This is a genomic window from Glycomyces lechevalierae, from assembly GCF_027622945.1.
GTDB classification, from domain to species: domain Bacteria; phylum Actinomycetota; class Actinomycetes; order Mycobacteriales; family Micromonosporaceae; genus Glycomyces; species Glycomyces rutgersensis.
Map to the genome: position 1 here is coordinate 38,017 of NZ_JAPZVQ010000015.1, position 14,597 is coordinate 52,613.

Annotated in this window: 13 protein-coding genes; 9 read left to right on the top strand and 4 right to left on the bottom strand. The window is 70.3% G+C overall.

Annotation, left to right across the window (positions count from 1 at the left end; genetic code table 11):
* Positions 1 to 82: 82 nt before the first annotated feature.
* Both O2L01_RS20125 and O2L01_RS20130 read right to left on the bottom strand, forming a co-directional pair.
* Positions 83 to 757 carry a hypothetical protein gene (locus O2L01_RS20125; protein ID WP_270123825.1) on the bottom strand — a complete coding sequence of 225 codons (675 nt, stop codon included), beginning with the start codon at positions 755 to 757 and terminating at the stop codon, positions 83 to 85.
* A 203-nt stretch (positions 758 to 960) separates the two neighbouring features.
* Positions 961 to 1,662, bottom strand: a complete 702-nt coding sequence (locus O2L01_RS20130; protein ID WP_270123826.1) for an SDR family oxidoreductase — start codon at positions 1,660 to 1,662, stop codon at positions 961 to 963.
* A 74-nt stretch (positions 1,663 to 1,736) separates the two neighbouring features.
* Here O2L01_RS20130 and O2L01_RS20135 point away from each other — a divergent pair, with 74 nt between their 5' ends.
* Complete coding sequence (locus tag O2L01_RS20135) at positions 1,737 to 4,352, top strand: FtsK/SpoIIIE family DNA translocase (protein ID WP_270123827.1); 2,616 nt, start codon at positions 1,737 to 1,739, stop codon at positions 4,350 to 4,352.
* A 45-nt stretch (positions 4,353 to 4,397) separates the two neighbouring features.
* Here the strand turns inward: O2L01_RS20135 and O2L01_RS20140 are convergent, their stop codons facing one another.
* Complete coding sequence (locus O2L01_RS20140; RefSeq protein ID WP_270123828.1) at positions 4,398 to 5,480, bottom strand: hypothetical protein; 1,083 nt, start codon at positions 5,478 to 5,480, stop codon at positions 4,398 to 4,400.
* Between the two features lie 223 nt (positions 5,481 to 5,703).
* Between O2L01_RS20140 and rimO the strand changes: the two genes are divergently transcribed.
* The 7 genes from rimO (at position 5,704) to cimA (ending at position 12,774) form a co-directional block, all read left to right on the top strand.
* Positions 5,704 to 7,185, top strand: a complete 1,482-nt coding sequence (rimO, locus tag O2L01_RS20145) for a 30S ribosomal protein S12 methylthiotransferase RimO (RefSeq protein WP_374727676.1) — start codon at positions 5,704 to 5,706, stop codon at positions 7,183 to 7,185.
* The gene (pgsA, locus tag O2L01_RS20150) at positions 7,179 to 7,763 is read left to right on the top strand and encodes a CDP-diacylglycerol--glycerol-3-phosphate 3-phosphatidyltransferase (protein ID WP_374727677.1); all 585 of its coding nucleotides are present in this window, start codon (positions 7,179 to 7,181) and stop codon (positions 7,761 to 7,763) included. The genes rimO and pgsA overlap by 7 nt, the downstream gene beginning before the upstream one ends.
* 55 nt (positions 7,764 to 7,818) lie before the next feature.
* Positions 7,819 to 8,235 carry a helix-turn-helix domain-containing protein gene (locus O2L01_RS20155; RefSeq protein ID WP_270123831.1) on the top strand — a complete coding sequence of 139 codons (417 nt, stop codon included), beginning with the start codon at positions 7,819 to 7,821 and terminating at the stop codon, positions 8,233 to 8,235.
* 115 nt (positions 8,236 to 8,350) lie between these two features.
* Positions 8,351 to 9,214, top strand: a complete 864-nt coding sequence (locus tag O2L01_RS20160) for a PspA/IM30 family protein (protein ID WP_270123832.1) — start codon at positions 8,351 to 8,353, stop codon at positions 9,212 to 9,214.
* 17 nt (positions 9,215 to 9,231) lie between these two features.
* Positions 9,232 to 10,026, top strand: coding sequence for a phage shock envelope stress response protein PspM (gene pspM, locus O2L01_RS20165; RefSeq protein ID WP_270123833.1), 795 nt, complete (start codon positions 9,232 to 9,234; stop codon positions 10,024 to 10,026).
* A gap of 64 nt (positions 10,027 to 10,090) precedes the next feature.
* The gene (locus O2L01_RS20170; RefSeq protein WP_270123834.1) at positions 10,091 to 10,828 is read left to right on the top strand and encodes a hypothetical protein; all 738 of its coding nucleotides are present in this window, start codon (positions 10,091 to 10,093) and stop codon (positions 10,826 to 10,828) included.
* Between the two features lie 281 nt (positions 10,829 to 11,109).
* The gene (gene cimA, locus O2L01_RS20175) at positions 11,110 to 12,774 is read left to right on the top strand and encodes a citramalate synthase (RefSeq protein WP_270123835.1); all 1,665 of its coding nucleotides are present in this window, start codon (positions 11,110 to 11,112) and stop codon (positions 12,772 to 12,774) included.
* A 153-nt stretch (positions 12,775 to 12,927) separates the two neighbouring features.
* On the opposite strand, the gene O2L01_RS20180 is transcribed toward cimA, so the two are convergent.
* Positions 12,928 to 14,070, bottom strand: a complete 1,143-nt coding sequence (locus O2L01_RS20180) for a PQQ-binding-like beta-propeller repeat protein (RefSeq protein WP_270123836.1) — start codon at positions 14,068 to 14,070, stop codon at positions 12,928 to 12,930.
* Positions 14,071 to 14,255: 185 nt separating this feature from the next.
* On the opposite strand from O2L01_RS20180, the gene O2L01_RS20185 reads away from it, so the two are divergent.
* The gene (locus O2L01_RS20185) at positions 14,256 to 14,597 is read left to right on the top strand and encodes a hypothetical protein (RefSeq protein WP_270123837.1); all 342 of its coding nucleotides are present in this window, start codon (positions 14,256 to 14,258) and stop codon (positions 14,595 to 14,597) included.

The window sequence follows — 14,597 nt, forward strand, 5'->3', positions numbered from 1 at the left end:
TCCCCCCCCGCCCCGCCCCCCCCCCCCCCGCCCCGCGGGGGGCCCCCCCCCCGCGGGCCCCCCCCCCGCCGCTTTCTGCTTGCTACTGCTGGGGGTTGTGCCCCGGCCAGCCGTTGCCGGGCTGCTGCGGGGGCGCCTGCTGCACGTTCAACTGCGTGGTCTGCGGCGGGTGCTGCTGGTACGGCTGCGGCGCGTACTGCGGCTGGGCGGGCTGCTTCGGTGGGCTCCAGCGCATCAGGAAGATGCTGACCGCCAGGAGCGCTGCGGCGAGGATGTAGAGCCAGATGCCCCCGCCGGCGCTGGCCTCGATGTCGACGTCCTCCCATGCGTCGTTCCCGAAGGCGCCGTTGAGCTCGATGACGGGGTGGAGCGCGGCGGCCGCGGTGATCGCGGCGAGGCCGATGCCGCCGAGCTTCGCGGCCCACTGGAGGCCGGGCTTGACGCCGGCGGCGGCCCAGCCGACGAGGACGATGAGGACGAGCGCGGGGGCGAGGCCGGGCAGGCCGACGCCGGCGGTGTCGATCCCGAAGCCGCCCATTTCGTCGGCGTCGCTGCCGCCGAGCGAGATCTGGGGGATCAGGGAGCCGACGGCGAGGAGCAGCAGGCCGGCGCCGGCGAGACCGAGGCCGATGGGGGTCGGGCGGTCCGGGCCGCTCGGGAGGAGCTGCTGGAAGGCGGGCTGCTGCGGCTGGCTCGCCTGGGGGTGGGGCGGGGGCTGCGAGGAGTAATGAGGCTGCTGGGCAGCGTTGTCACTCAAGGGAAGGATCACACCTAACGTGAGTTGTCGTTTCGGACAGGGGCATCCGGAAGCATCCTAAGGGGTCCCCGCAATTCACGAGCGTGTCTCAAGTGTCCGGCGGGTGCGGCCCCGACCTGGGAGTCCGTGCAGTGTCAGTCCCTCGCGCTATTTTTGTGCCAGGGGTCCCTTAAGGGGGATTTATCAGCTTAAAGCGGGATTTGTCAGTTTCTCGCGCGGATCGGGAGCGGGTTCGGGGGCTCGATGCGGAGTTCGTTGACGACCATGTCCTCTGGGGTGTCGAGGAGGCCGATGATGGTCTGCGCGATCGACTCCGGGCTCGTGGCGCGCGACGGGTCGTAGTCCGCGTCGTACTGCTCGCGCACGCTGCGCTGCATGTCGGTCGCGAAATGCGAGGGGTACACGCTGGTGACCCGCACACCGTTCGGCTGCTCCTCGCCGCGCAGCGCATCCGCCAGCGCCTTCAGCGCGTGCTTACTCGCGGCGTACGAGCTCCACTTCGGTCCGGCACTGAGGCCCGCGCCCGAGTTGACGAAGACGACGTGGCCGCGCGCCGCGCGCAGGGCCGGGAGCAGGACCCGGGTCAGTTCGGCCGGGGCGGTCACGTTGATCGCGAGCGTCCGCTCCCAGTGCTCGAGCGGCTGGTCTGCGATGAGGCCGATGTGGGCGATGCCGGCATTGTGGATCACGCCGTCGAGCCGTTCGAGGCCGAGCGCGGCCACCGCGTCCGCGATCGCTGCCGGTTCGGCCAGGTCGACCACGAGCTTCCGGTCATGCGGCACGCCATCCAGTGCGGACTCGCTGCGCGCGTGCGCGATCACCTTGTCGCCGCGCGCGGTGAGCTGCTCGGCCAGGGTGCGCCCGAGTCCGCGGCCCGCGCCGGTCACCAGAATCGTTTTCGACATGCCGTCACATTAACCGTTTTCATGGTTGCCTTCGGTCCGACTCCGCTCGGCATGAGGGCGGTAACGTATGGGGCATGATGGCCAGGACGAGCGGCAGTTCGGGCGGCGCCCGCAAGGGGGGCACGGTCCGCAAGAGCAGTGCACCCGCGGCGCGCCGCAAGCCGACCTCCGCCGCCAAATCGCCTGCGAAGCCCGCCCCCCGCAAGGCGGCCAAACAGAGCTCGAAGAAGACGGCCGCCAAGAAGACCACCGCCAAGCGCGCCGCCAAGCAGAGCTCGAGAAAGACGCCGGCCGCGAAGCGCAAAGGCATGGACGCGGTCCCCGGGCCGCTCGAAGCGCTCGGCCTCGGCCTGCGCGGCCTGTGGGTCGGCACCGCCCGCTCTACGGGCTGGATGGCCCGTTCCGTCGGCAAGGAGGCCGCCACGGCCCGCGACATCGATCCCGCGCACCGTCGAGACGGCCTCGGGCTCTTCCTCATCGCCATCGCGATCGTCCTGGCCTGCGCGGTCTGGTTCGACGTGGCCGGGCCGATCGGGGAGCGCCTCGCGTTCATCCTCGACTGGCTGCTGGGCCTCGCCACCCGCGCGCTGCCGGTCCTGCTGGTCCTGTGGGGACTGCGGGTCATGCGGCAGGTGCCGCCGGAGGACGCGCACGGCCGCTCGCTCGTCGGCTGGACCTCGATCTGGCTCTCGAGTCTCGGTCTGCTGCATCTGATCTCGGGCCTGCCGTCCGATATGGGCGAGCGCATGGTCGCGGGCGGCCAGATCGGCTGGATCGTGGGCGGCGGCCTCGCGCTGGGCGTCTCGGCGTACGTGGCGTTCCCGCTGCTGATCCTGCTGCTGCTCTTCGGGGTGCTGGTGGTGACGGCGACGCCGCTGAACCAGGTGCCGTACAAGCTCGGCCGCCTCTGGGACCTGGCGACCGGCCGGGTCGACGCCTATGAGGACGACGACGAGGAGGGCGAGGAGCCCGCCTCCCGCAAGACCCGCGCCGAGAGCCGCGAGGCGAAGCGGCTCAAGGAGGAAGAGGCCCGCCGGGTCCACCGCGCGACGACCGTCCTGCCGCGCCTCGCCCCCGAGGAGGTCCCGGAGCTCAACTCCGAGCACGTCGCGGCCCGCGACTCGACCCCGATAGCCGAGCCCGAGCCGGTGCGCGAACCGCCGAAGCACTCGCCGCCGCCCAAGCGCATCGAGCAGCCGACCCTGTCGGACGGCGGCGCGGCCATGGACGGCGACTACCGGCTCCCGTCGATGGACCTGCTCCCGGTCGGCCCGACCGCCAAGAAGCGTTCCAAGGCCAACGACTCGGTCATCGCCGCGCTCCAGGAGGTGTTCGCGCAGTTCCAAGTGGACGCGGCGGTCACCGGGTTCACGCGCGGTCCGACCGTGACCCGCTACGAGGTCGAGCTGGGGCCGGCGGTGAAGGTCGAGCGGATCATCCAGCTCTCGAAGAACATCGCCTACGCCGTCAAGAGCTCCGACATCCGCATCATCAACCCGATCCCGGGCAAGAGCGCGGTCGGCGTCGAGATCCCCAATACGGACCGCGACGACGTGGCGCTCGGCGATGTCCTGCGCTCGCCGCTGGCGCAATCGGACGCCCACCCGATGATCGTCGGCCTGGGCAAGGACGTCGAGGGCGGCTACGTCCTCACCAACCTGACGAAGACCCCGCACCTCTTGGTCGCCGGCGCCACGGGCTCGGGCAAATCGAGCCTCATCAATACTCTGCTCGTGTCGATGCTGGTCCGGGCCACGCCTGAGCAGGTGCGGCTGCTGCTCATCGACCCCAAGCGGGTCGAGCTCACCAACTACGAGGGCGTGCCGCACCTCGTCCATCCCATCGTCACCAATCCGAAGAAGGCGTCCGACGCCCTCCAGTGGGTGGTCAAAGAGATGGACATGCGCTACGAGGACCTCGCGAAGGCCGGTGTGCGCCATGTGGACGACTTCAACCGGAAGGTGCGCTCGGGCGAGCTGAAGACCGACCCGGCCTCGGGCCGCGAGCTGCGCCCGCACCCGTACCTGCTGGTGATCGTGGACGAGCTGGCGGACCTCATGATGGTCGCGGCCAGGGACGTCGAGGAGTCGGTCGTCCGCATCACCCAGCTGGCCCGCGCGGCCGGCATCCACCTGGTGCTCGCCACGCAGCGGCCCTCAGTGGACGTCGTCACCGGCCTCATCAAGGCCAACGTCCCTTCGCGACTCGCGTTCTCGACCTCCTCGCTCGCCGATTCCCGGGTCATTCTCGACCAGCCCGGGGCGGAGAAGCTGGTCGGCCGCGGCGACGGGCTCTTCCTGCCGATGGGGGCGTCCAAGCCCGAGCGCATCCAGGGCGCGTGGGTCAGCGACGCCGAGATCGAGGCGGTCGTGGAACATGTGAAATCCCAGATGGAGCCGCAGTTCATCGAAGAGGTCACCGCGACCCCGGGCTCGACCCGCGAGATCGACCCGGACATCGGGGACGACCTGGAGCTGCTCATCCAGGCGATCGAGCAGGTCGTGACCACGCAGTTCGGTTCGACCTCGATGCTGCAGCGCAAGCTGCGCGTCGGGTTCGCGAAGGCCGGGCGGCTCATGGACCTCATGGAGACGCGCGGCGTGGTCGGGCCCTCGGAGGGCACGAAGGCCCGCGACGTGCTGGTCAAGCCCGAGGAACTGGACGGCGTCATCGCCTCGCTGCAGGGCTGAACGAACGTGAAAGGGCCGGTCCGCGGACCGGCCCTTTCACGTTCGCTATTCGAAGCTGACGGCGATCTCGTGGTTCTTGTCGCCGGTGATCGGCAGCGAGATGTCCTCCTCGGGCCACTTGACCGGGCCCTTCGGGTGGAAGTTCAGGGTGAACGCGAGGGCGTCCGCGGGCACGTCGTACGTGAGGGTGAACGTGCGCCAGACGCCGTTGCTCAGGTCCTCGTCCGCGTGGTCGGCGCTGAGGGCCGTGAGCGCGGCGCCGTCGGGGCCCGCGACCTTCAGGGCGTCGTCGAGGTCGATGCCCCATTCGAGGCCGCTGGCCGACTGGAGCCACCCGAACTCGATCGTCAGGAGCGCCCGGTCCGGTTCGGCGACCCAGCCCGTGCCGGGCTGGAACACCTCGCGGGTCAGGGAGAACTGGGTCTGGTAGACCCAGTCGTCGAACCAGTACTCGTAGCTGCCCTTGGTCGTGTAGCCGTCGACCGAGCCTTCCACCATCTCGGTGTCGACCGCGGTCGTGCCGGTGTAGAGCGCCTGGATGAGCCCTTCGCGGGTGCGTTCGCGCAGGTCCATGGTCTGCGTGCGCTCGGCGTCGACCACTTCGAGGGTGATCGGGGCGTCCTTCTTCGCGACGGTGAAGAAGACCTCGCCGGGGGCGGGCACCTCGCCGTCGAAGTCCCACGCGCGGTCGCCGATCTTCAGCGTCGCGGAGAGCTCGCCGGCCTCGGCGGTGTACGGGGCCGTGGCCCCGGGGTCGGGCGCGAACTGGACGAGGGTGAACTCGTACCCGGGCTCGGGCGAGTACAGGTTCGCCTGCTCGCCGAACAGGTAGTCGAGCTGGAAGCCCTCGGGCAGGGCGTCGAAGGACGCGACGCACTCGACGCGGAGCGCGAAGTGCGCGCCCAGGAGGAGGCCTTCGTCGCCGGCGAACCGCGACTCGTCGTCGGCGGGGCACACCGAGACCGGGATCTCGTCGCTCGAGAGCGCGTAGCCGGCGCGCGTGTGCAGCGTGCCGGTGGGCGGGGCGCCGCACGCGGCGACCGCCAGCACCGCGGCGGTGGCGCCGAGTGCGAGGACGGAGCGGCGGAGGGCACGGTGATGGGCTGGGGCGATGTCTTTGGGGGACATGGGACAAGCCTAGGGTATGGCGGCCACGGGCGGTGATCCACTGTTGCCCCTGCCCAGACCCACCGTGAATAGGTCGGATTGTCCGCTCCGTAATCGCCTATAACGACCCGATCGGCGCACGGTAGGCAAGTCCGCTCACGGCGTCAGTCCCCATGTCGACCAGTGTCACTGTGGCCCGCCCCGCCGCCGGGGGCATTCGCGCCCCGCCGGTAGGTACGCTTTCCTGGTGTCTGCAGCTCATTCGACCCGTTCCGAGGATTCGACCGCACGCGAAGCCGGCAAGAGCGTCGCGCTCCTGACCCTCGGCTGCGCCCGCAACGAGACCGACTCCGAGGAGCTGGCCGCCCGCCTCGCCGCCGGCGGTTGGCGCATCAGCGACGACGGCGAGAACGCCGACGTCGTCATGGTCAACACCTGCGGTTTCATCGAGCAGGCCAAGACCGAGTCCATCGACGTCCTTCTCGACGCCTCCTCGACCGGCGCGAAGGTCGTCGCGACCGGCTGCATGGCCGAGCGCTACGGCCGCGAGCTCGCCGAGAGCCTCCCCGAGGCCGACGCCGTGCTCGGCTTCGACCACTACCCGGACATGGCCGCCCGCCTCGACGACATCCTCGCCGGGCGCACGGTCGAGTCCCACCAGCCCTCGGACCGCCGCAAGCTCCTGCCGCTGGCCCCGGCCGCGCGCCAGAGCGCCGCCGCCGTCGTCCCCGGCCACTCGCGGGCCGCCCAGGCGGACGCCGCCCACCTCGGTGCCGGTGCCCCGCAGCACCTCGCGGTCGTGCGCAAGCGCCTCACCGACGGCCCCGTCGCGAACCTCAAGCTCGCGTCCGGCTGCGACCGCCGCTGCACCTTCTGCGCGATCCCGTCCTTCCGCGGGTCGTTCGTCTCCCGCACCCCCGAGGAGATCCTGGCCGAGGCCGCGTGGCTCGCCTCCGAGGGCGTCAAGGAGCTCAACCTCGTCTCCGAGAACACGACCTCTTACGGCAAGGACCTCGCGGACTCCCAGGCGCTCGAGCACCTGCTCGAGAACATGGCCGCCATCGACGGCATCGAGTGGATCCGCCTCTCCTACCTGCAGCCGGCCGAGCTGCGCCCGAGCCTCATCGAGGCGATGCACCGCACCGAGAAAGTCGTGCCGTACTTCGACCTCTCGTTCCAGCACTCGTCCGCGAAGGTGCTGCGCCGGATGCGCCGCTTCGGCTCGACCGAGAACTTCCTGGCCCTGCTCAAGCAGATCCGCGACGTCGCCCCGCTCGCCGGGGCCCGCACCAACGTCATCGTCGGCTTCCCCGGCGAGACCGAGGAGGACGTCGAGGAGCTCATGGGCTTCCTCGAAGAGGCCCGCCTCGACTCCACGGGCGTGTTCGCCTACTCCGACGAGGACGGCACCGAAGCGGTCGCCCTCGACGGCCACGTGGACGAGGACGTCGTCTCCGAGCGCCACACCCGCGTCTCGATGCTCGTCGACGAGCTGGTGAGCCAGCGCGCCGCCGACCGCGTCGGCGAGGTCATGCAGGTCCTCGTCGAGTCCGTGGAGGACGACGGCGTGGACGGGCGCGGCGCGCACCAGGCCCCCGAGGTCGACGGCACGATCGCCCTGGTGGGCGAGGTCGACGGTCTCGAGGTCGGCGATTTCGTGACCGCGAAGGTGATCGACTCGAACGGCGTCGACCTCGTGGCGGAGATCGTCGAGGAGGCCTGGTGACCACTGAGGAGAGGCCGGTCTCGCCGTGGAACATCGCGAACGTGGTGACGGTGGCCCGGATCTTCCTGGTGCCGGTCTTCGCGGTGTTCGTGGTCCTTTCGGGGATGGAGCACTCGGGTTGGCGGATGGCCGCGTGCGCGCTGTTCGTGTTCATCTCGGCGACGGACTTCGTGGACGGCTGGCTGGCGCGCTCGCGCGGGCTCGTCACGGATTTCGGGAAGCTCGCGGACCCGATCGCGGACAAGGTCCTCATCGGCACGTCGCTGGTCCTGCTGAGCTATTACGACCAGATCCCCTGGTGGGTGACCGTGGTCATCCTCGTGCGGGAACTGGGGATCACGGCGCTGCGGGTGGCGGTGCTGCGGCGGAAGGTGATCGCGGCGGACCGGGGCGGGAAGCTCAAGACGGTCCTGCAGATCACGGCCGTGGCCTGGTACCTGTGGCCGTGGCCGTCGCCGATGGACGCGGTGGGCCCGTGGCTGATGGGGGCCGCGCTGGTTCTCACCGTGGCGACGGGAATGGATTACCTCTGGAAAGCATTCAAAACAGAGAAGAGCGAAACGGACCGGGCGAGCTAGGCTTGCCGGACCCACCTAAGCTCATATGAGCTATCGCGGCGCGGAGGAGAATCCTATGGTGTTGTTGCGGGAACTGCTGGGAGAGACCCTGCGGCGCCGCCGCCGCGCGCAGAAGCGGACGCTGCGGGACGTGTCGAAGCAGGCCAACGTGAGTCTGGGCTACCTCTCCGAGATCGAGCGCGGCCACAAGGAGCCCTCGAGCGAGCTGCTCGCCTCGGTGTGCGGCGCGCTGCAGGTGCGCCTCTCCGAGGTGCTGGCGGAGGTCTCGCGCGAGGTCGCGATCCACGAACGCGGGGAAGAGACGCCGCAGGGCCGCCAGGTCGCGGTGCTGCCGCTCCGGGACAAAGAGGCGCAGGAAGAGGTGCTCCGCCGCCGCCGTGCGCTGTCGGCCGCGCCCCCTTCCATCGCGCAGGTCCGGTCCCGGCACCGTCGTGGCGAGGTGACCGATTCGGTGGTCCGCGCGGCGGCCTGAAACCGACCCATGATGTAGTTTTGGCGATTGAGGCGTCACCCTGTCCCACGCACGTGGCGCGGATGCCCGACACTAGAAGCATGTCGGCGTTGCAATCACCGGAAGGACCCCGATAATGGCCAATCCGTTCGTCAAGGGCTGGAAATACATGATGGCGCTCTTCGGTGCGAAGATCGATGAGCACGCCGACCCGAAGATCCAGATCCAGCAGGCGATCGAGGAAGCGCAGAAGCAGCACCAGGCGTTGGTGGGGCAGGCGGCTTCTGTGATCGGGAACCAGCGCCAGTTGGAGATGAAGCTCAACCGCTCGATGGCCGAAGTGGAGCGTCTGCAGGCGCAGGCGCGCCAGGCCCTGGTGCTGGCGGACAAGGCGCGCGCCGACGGCGATGAGCAGAAGGCGCAGCAGTTCGAGTCCACCGCCGAGATCCTGGCGGGTCAGCTGGTCTCCACCGAACAGTCCCTTGAGGACATGAAGGTGATGCACGACCAGGCGCTCACCGCTGCGGACCAGGCCAAGAAGGCCGTCGAGAACAACCAGATGATCCTGCAGCAGAAGCTGCAGGAGCGCACGAAGCTGCTCGGCCAGCTCGAGCAGGCGAAGATGCAGGAGACGATCGCGTCCTCGCTGGAGTCGATGTCGCAGACCGCCGCCCCGGGCAACGTGCCGAACTTCGACGAGATCCGCGACAAGATCGAGGGCCGCTACGCGTCCGCGATGGGCCGCGCCGAGCTCGCCTCGAACTCGGTGGAGGGCCGCCTCCTCGAGGTCAACCGCGCCACGCGCGACATGGCCGGCGCCTCGCGCCTGGACCAGATCCGCGCGTCCCTGGAGGGCGAGCAGCTCTCCGGCGGGAAGGCCGCGGGCCCGGCGATCGAGTCGAAGGAGTCGGTCACGAACGCCCGCCTCGCGGACATCCGCGCGTCCCTCGGCAACGACGAGGGCACGGCCGAGCCTGAGGCCGACAAGACCAAGAGCTGATCCAGGAGGGACCCCCGGTGGACGCGAAGGACCGCAAGCGCGCGTTGAAGCGCCTGCGCTCCCGGTTGTCCTCCGCCAAGTTCTGGACCACGACAGCGGGAGGCGCTGCCGCCGGCAGCGCCTTCTTCATGCCCTACGCCGGTCTCGGTGCGCCCGACGGCGTCTGGGTGACGATCGCGGGCTTCTCGACGGCGATGGCGGTCGTCCGCTGGCTCGACTACCGGCGCCTCGCACGGGTGATTCCGGCCGCCGAGCGGGCGTCCCTGGAGCTGCACGGCCCCGCGCAGCTGTCCAAGGAGGCGCGCGGCCTGTTCGGCGAGACGGCCGAGGCGATCCGGCGCGGGCGCATCCGCGCGCAGTTCCGCCGCAGCCGCGCCCTGCAGCCGTACGAGCGCCTGGAGCGGGCCTCGATCGCGGCCGAGCAGATGGCGAAGCGGCTCGAAGGAAACGACGAGGCGGTCGCGATCCTCGCCGGGGCGTCGAAGGCCGGGCAGGAGCTGTACCGGCTCGCGTTGGGCGTCAAGGACGTCGAAGCGGCGATCGCGATCGCGCCCGAGGTGAAGCGCGCCGGGTTGGGCGCGAACCTCGACCGGATGGTGGAGCGCCTGGAGACGGGCGTGGCCGCCTACGAGGACATGGTGAGCGCGGCGGGGGAGTGCCTGGCCGGCTCGATCGGGCTGCAGCAGGCGCTGTCGGCCCACCGTGCGGACGAGACGCTGGACCTGCTCACGGACGCCGCCGACCGGCTCCGGGCGGCGGGGGTCGCGGCGAGCGAGATCCGCGGGAGCGTCGGCCCTCCGCCGACTGGGTGAGTGCCCCGCCACGCCCGCAACCTGCGTAAATATATGAGTTTGTCTCATTTGGTGTAATTTCAAGATGAAGACGCTCATGCTCAAGGCCGCCGCGTGCTCAGCCGCGATCCTGCTGTCCGCGGCCGCCCCAGCTCAAGCCGACCCCGTCCCCGACAGCGCGGTCAAGCTGTTCCTCAAAGACCACCCGGAGCTGCCGATGGCCGCCGCCGACGGCGGCCCCCGGCTCTCCGCCGACGGCGACCTCTGGGAGCTCGGCGGCGAGGCCAGTCCCATGCAGGACCTCGGCGATACCCAGATCGTCCACCAGGCCACGGGGCAGTGCCTCACGGCCGACACGAGCGGCGGCGGGGCGACCGTCCCGGTGGCCCTCGCCGACTGCGCGACCGCGATCTCCTGGACGATCGTCTACGACAAGGCCGGCCACCGGGACTTCCGCTTCGTCGCGGCGGGGGACTACCTCCTCGGCCTGCGCGAACGCGCCGACGCCGTCGACGGCGCCGAGGTTCTCGCCGTCCGCTCGGATCCGGGCGACAGCCTGCACTTCCACGAATGGCTGACCGAGTCCCAGGACGAGGCCACGCCGCCGCCCGGCCCAGACCCGTCCGACCCGAGCTCGAACGAGGCGACCGCCTCCGAGGCCGTCCCGGAGACCTCCCCTGAGGAGGCCGTCCCGGTCGCCGCGCTCCCGACCACCGGCGCCGCCGTCGGCGTCGCCGTCGGGTCCGGCGCGGCGGCGCTCGCGGGCGGCGCGGCCCTCGTCCTGTGGTGGCAGCGCCGCCGCGCGCTCCGCTCGGACTGGTGAGAACCCAAGGCGCGCAAGCCTTCGGGACAAATCCTCACGACACACTGAATCCCATGATATGGGAAATGGTGGTTCGGGTGACCGGCCGGTGGCATACTACTTTTCGTGACCTTCCAGCTCATGATTAGCTGCGGGCGTTCCGCGGAGCATCTGCGTTAGATGCCGCCGCCGAACGCCAGACCTCCTGCTGCCCGCAGGGGGTCTTTTTCGTTCAGGGCAAACGAACGTTCAGGTGGGCCCCGCAGCGGCCCGACCAAAGAGATAGAAACCTGGAGCACCAAGTGACGCAACCAGACCCGCAAACCGGCAGCGACCCTGCGAACAGCGGCGGGGACTTCCACGTCTTCGACACCACGCTCCGTGACGGCGCGCAGATGGAGGGCCTCCGCTACTCCGTCGCCGACAAGCTCGCCGTCGCCGAACTCCTCGACGAGCTCGGCGTCGACTACATCGAGGGCGGCTGGCCCGGCGCGATCCCCTCGGACACGGAGTTCTTCGCCCGCGCGGCCGAGGAGCTGAACTTCAAGCACGCCAAGCTCGTCGCCTTCGGCATGACCCGCCGCGCCCACTCCAGCGCCGCCGAGGACCCCGGCTTCCAGGCCCTCCTCGACTCCCGCGCCCCCGTCCTCTGCCTCGTCGCCAAGTCCGACATGCGCCACGTCGAGCAGGCCCTCAAGACCACCGCCGAAGAGAACCTGGCGATGATCGCCGACTCCGTGCGCACCGGCCGCGAGCACGACCGCCAGGTCTTCATCGACTGCGAGCACTTCTTCGACGGCTTCCGCCACGACCCCGAGTACGCCACCCTCGTCGTGCGCACCGCGCTCGAGGCCGGCGCCGAAGCGGTCGTCCTCTGCGACACCAACGGCGGCCGCATCCCCTCCGACATCACCGAGGCCGTCACCGAACTGCGCCGCCGCCTCGAAGCGGTCCTCCCGCGCGAGCGCGTACGCCTCGGCATGCACGCCCAGAACGACACCGGCTGCGCCGTCGCCAACACCCTCGCCGCCGTCCAGGCCGGCGTCATGCACGTCCAGGGCACCGCCAACGGCTACGGCGAGCGCCCCGGCAACGCCAACCTCTTCAGCGTCATCGCGAACCTCGAGACCAAGCTCGGCATGAAGGTCCTCCCCGACGGCGGCCTCGAGCAGCTCACCCGCATCTCCCACGCGATCGCCGAGATCGCCAACATGATCCCCGACGAGCACGCCCCCTACACCGGGCACGCCGCGTTCGCCCACAAGGCCGGCATCCACGCCTCCGCCATCAAGGCCGACCCGGCCCTCTACAACCACGTCGACCCCACCGTCGTCGGCAACGACATGCGCATCCTCGTCACCGAGATGGCCGGCCGCGCCTCCGTCGAGCTCAAAGGCCGCGAACTCGGCATCGACCTCTCCGGCGACAAGGAAGCGCTCGACCGGATCACCAAGCGCGTCAAGGAACTCGAATCCAAGGGCTGGTCCTTCGAGGCCGCCGACGCGTCCTTCGAACTGCTCGTGCGCGACGAAGTGGAAGGCGGCCTGCCCCGGCCGTTCAAACTCGACACCTACCGCGTCATCGTCGACCACGACCCGAACGGCGCGACCGTCGCCGAGGCCACCGTCCGCCTGGACATCAACGGTGAACACGGCGAAGCCGTTGAGCACAGGATCGCCACCGCGCAGGGCAACGGCCCGGTCAACGCCCTCGACGCGGCCCTGCGCAGCGCCCTGGCCGCCCGCCACCCGCGCCTCGCCGAGCTCACCCTCTCCGACTTCAAGGTCCGCATCCTCGCCGGCTCCAAGGGCACGGACGCGGTCACCCGCGTCCTCATCTCGATGAGCGATGGCGAAGCCGAGTGGACCACGGTCGGCGTGGCCCCCAACCTCATCGAGGCCTCCTGGAACGCGCTGGCCGACGGTCTCGCGTACGGCCTCAACCGGCGCAAGCCGTCCAAGTCCTGACCTCCTACCGCGCCGCGCGCCGCCTCACGACGGCGGGCGCGGCACCGAGCCGGCCCGGTCCACGAGACCAGGTCCGAGCCTGAACCGCGCCGATCGCGCGGAAGGCGAGAAAAAGGGCCCGATCAGCAGATCGGGCCCTTTGCGCTGCGCCGCTCAGTCGAAGACGGCGAGGCGCTTCTGCTCCTGCGTGCCGCCGCCGAAGGTGGTGAAGGACCCGCCGACGGCCAGGTTCGCGCCGGACGGGTTCGCGGTCGCGTCCCAGGCGCCGACGACGCCGTTCGCGGCCGGGTTCCAGTCCAGGAGCTTGCCGTTCATGTCGACCGCGAGGAGCTTGCCGCGCTGGGCGCGCACCCCGTCGACGCACTGGCCGAGCGGCCCGGCGTGGTTGTTGACGCAGGCCTTGTCGAAGTGGCCGCCGCCGATGACGGTGGAGCCCCACACCTCGACGGTCTGCATGCCGCCGTCGACGGCCTGGTACCAGAGGGTCTCGCCGGTCGTCGTGAACGCCCGGATCTCGCCGCCGCGCCCGTCGAGCGCCGCGTACACGCGGTCGCCGGCGACGACGACCTCGCGGGTCAGGACGTACACCTTGGACTCGAACCCCGGGTCGACCGCGCCCGTGGACGGGTTCACGGCGCCGAGCTTGCCGTACTTCTTCTCGCCCGCGATCGTCGCGAACGCGCCGGCGACGTACAGGCGGTCGTGGCCGTACTGCAGGTCGCGCACGGCCCCTTCGGCCACGGCCGGCTTGAACGTGGTGACGGGCGCGCCGTCGACGGCGCTGACGGCCGCGAGCGCGGGCTGCGCGAAGCCGCCGACGGTGAGGAACGTGCCGCCCAGGTACACGGTGGAGCCGACCGGCTCGATCGCGTACACCGTCGCCGAGGGCTTCGGGTTCCAGGCTGTGTCCAGTTTGCCGGTCTCGAGCGAGAAGCGGGCCACGCGGGAGCGGGCGACCCCGTCGACCTCGGTGAACTTCCCGGCGATGTACAGGAAGCCGCCGCCGGTCTTGACCTCGTGCACCGATCCGTTGAGGACCGGCGCGAAGGGCAGGAGCGCCCCGGTGGTCGAGTCCACGGCCGCCAGGTAGCTGCGCGGCGCGAACGTGCCGTCCATGTTGCGGGCGCGGGTGAAGGCCCCGCCCGAGTAGACGACGTCGCCGTCGTAGTCCACCTTGTAGACCTGGTCGTTGAACGAGGCGGACGTCTGCGGCAGGCTGGAGTCGATCGCCCCGGCCGGCGTCTGCGCGAGGAACAGGGCCCCGAGCAGGACGAAGAGTGTGATCAAACGACGCATCTCGGCAGTGTTGCACGCAATCGGGCACTCTCCACGCATCCGCGACGGCGCGTCACGGTGGTGTGACTCCCTTTCCCTGTGGATGGGCGTTTTCCAATGGAGACGGCGCACGCCTCGCGTTCGCGGGCGCGGAACGCGGTGCACGCGTCACCGCAGGACTGGTGCGGCCGTACTAGAGTTGACGTGTGACTTCCTACAAGACCGATCGTGCCCGCGCGGCGGCGATGGCCGCGGATTCGGCCGTGTACGGACGCCGCCGCTTCGCGACCGGCTTCTTCCTCGGCTTCGTGATCCTCGTGATCGCGGCCTTCGCCTTCGGCTTCGTCCTCGTGGGCGACATCGGCGAGACCGTGAAGGTCCGCTTCGGCGCCACTGGCCTCTCGCTGCTCGTCGCCACGCCGCTGACCTTCGTGCTCGGCTTCCTGATCGGCATGTTCGGGAAGGTCCGCCGCCTCGGCATGGGGATCGTCGTGGGCGCGCTCGTCGGCACCGTGATCATCGGCGGCATCTTCCTGCTCGTGCGCTAG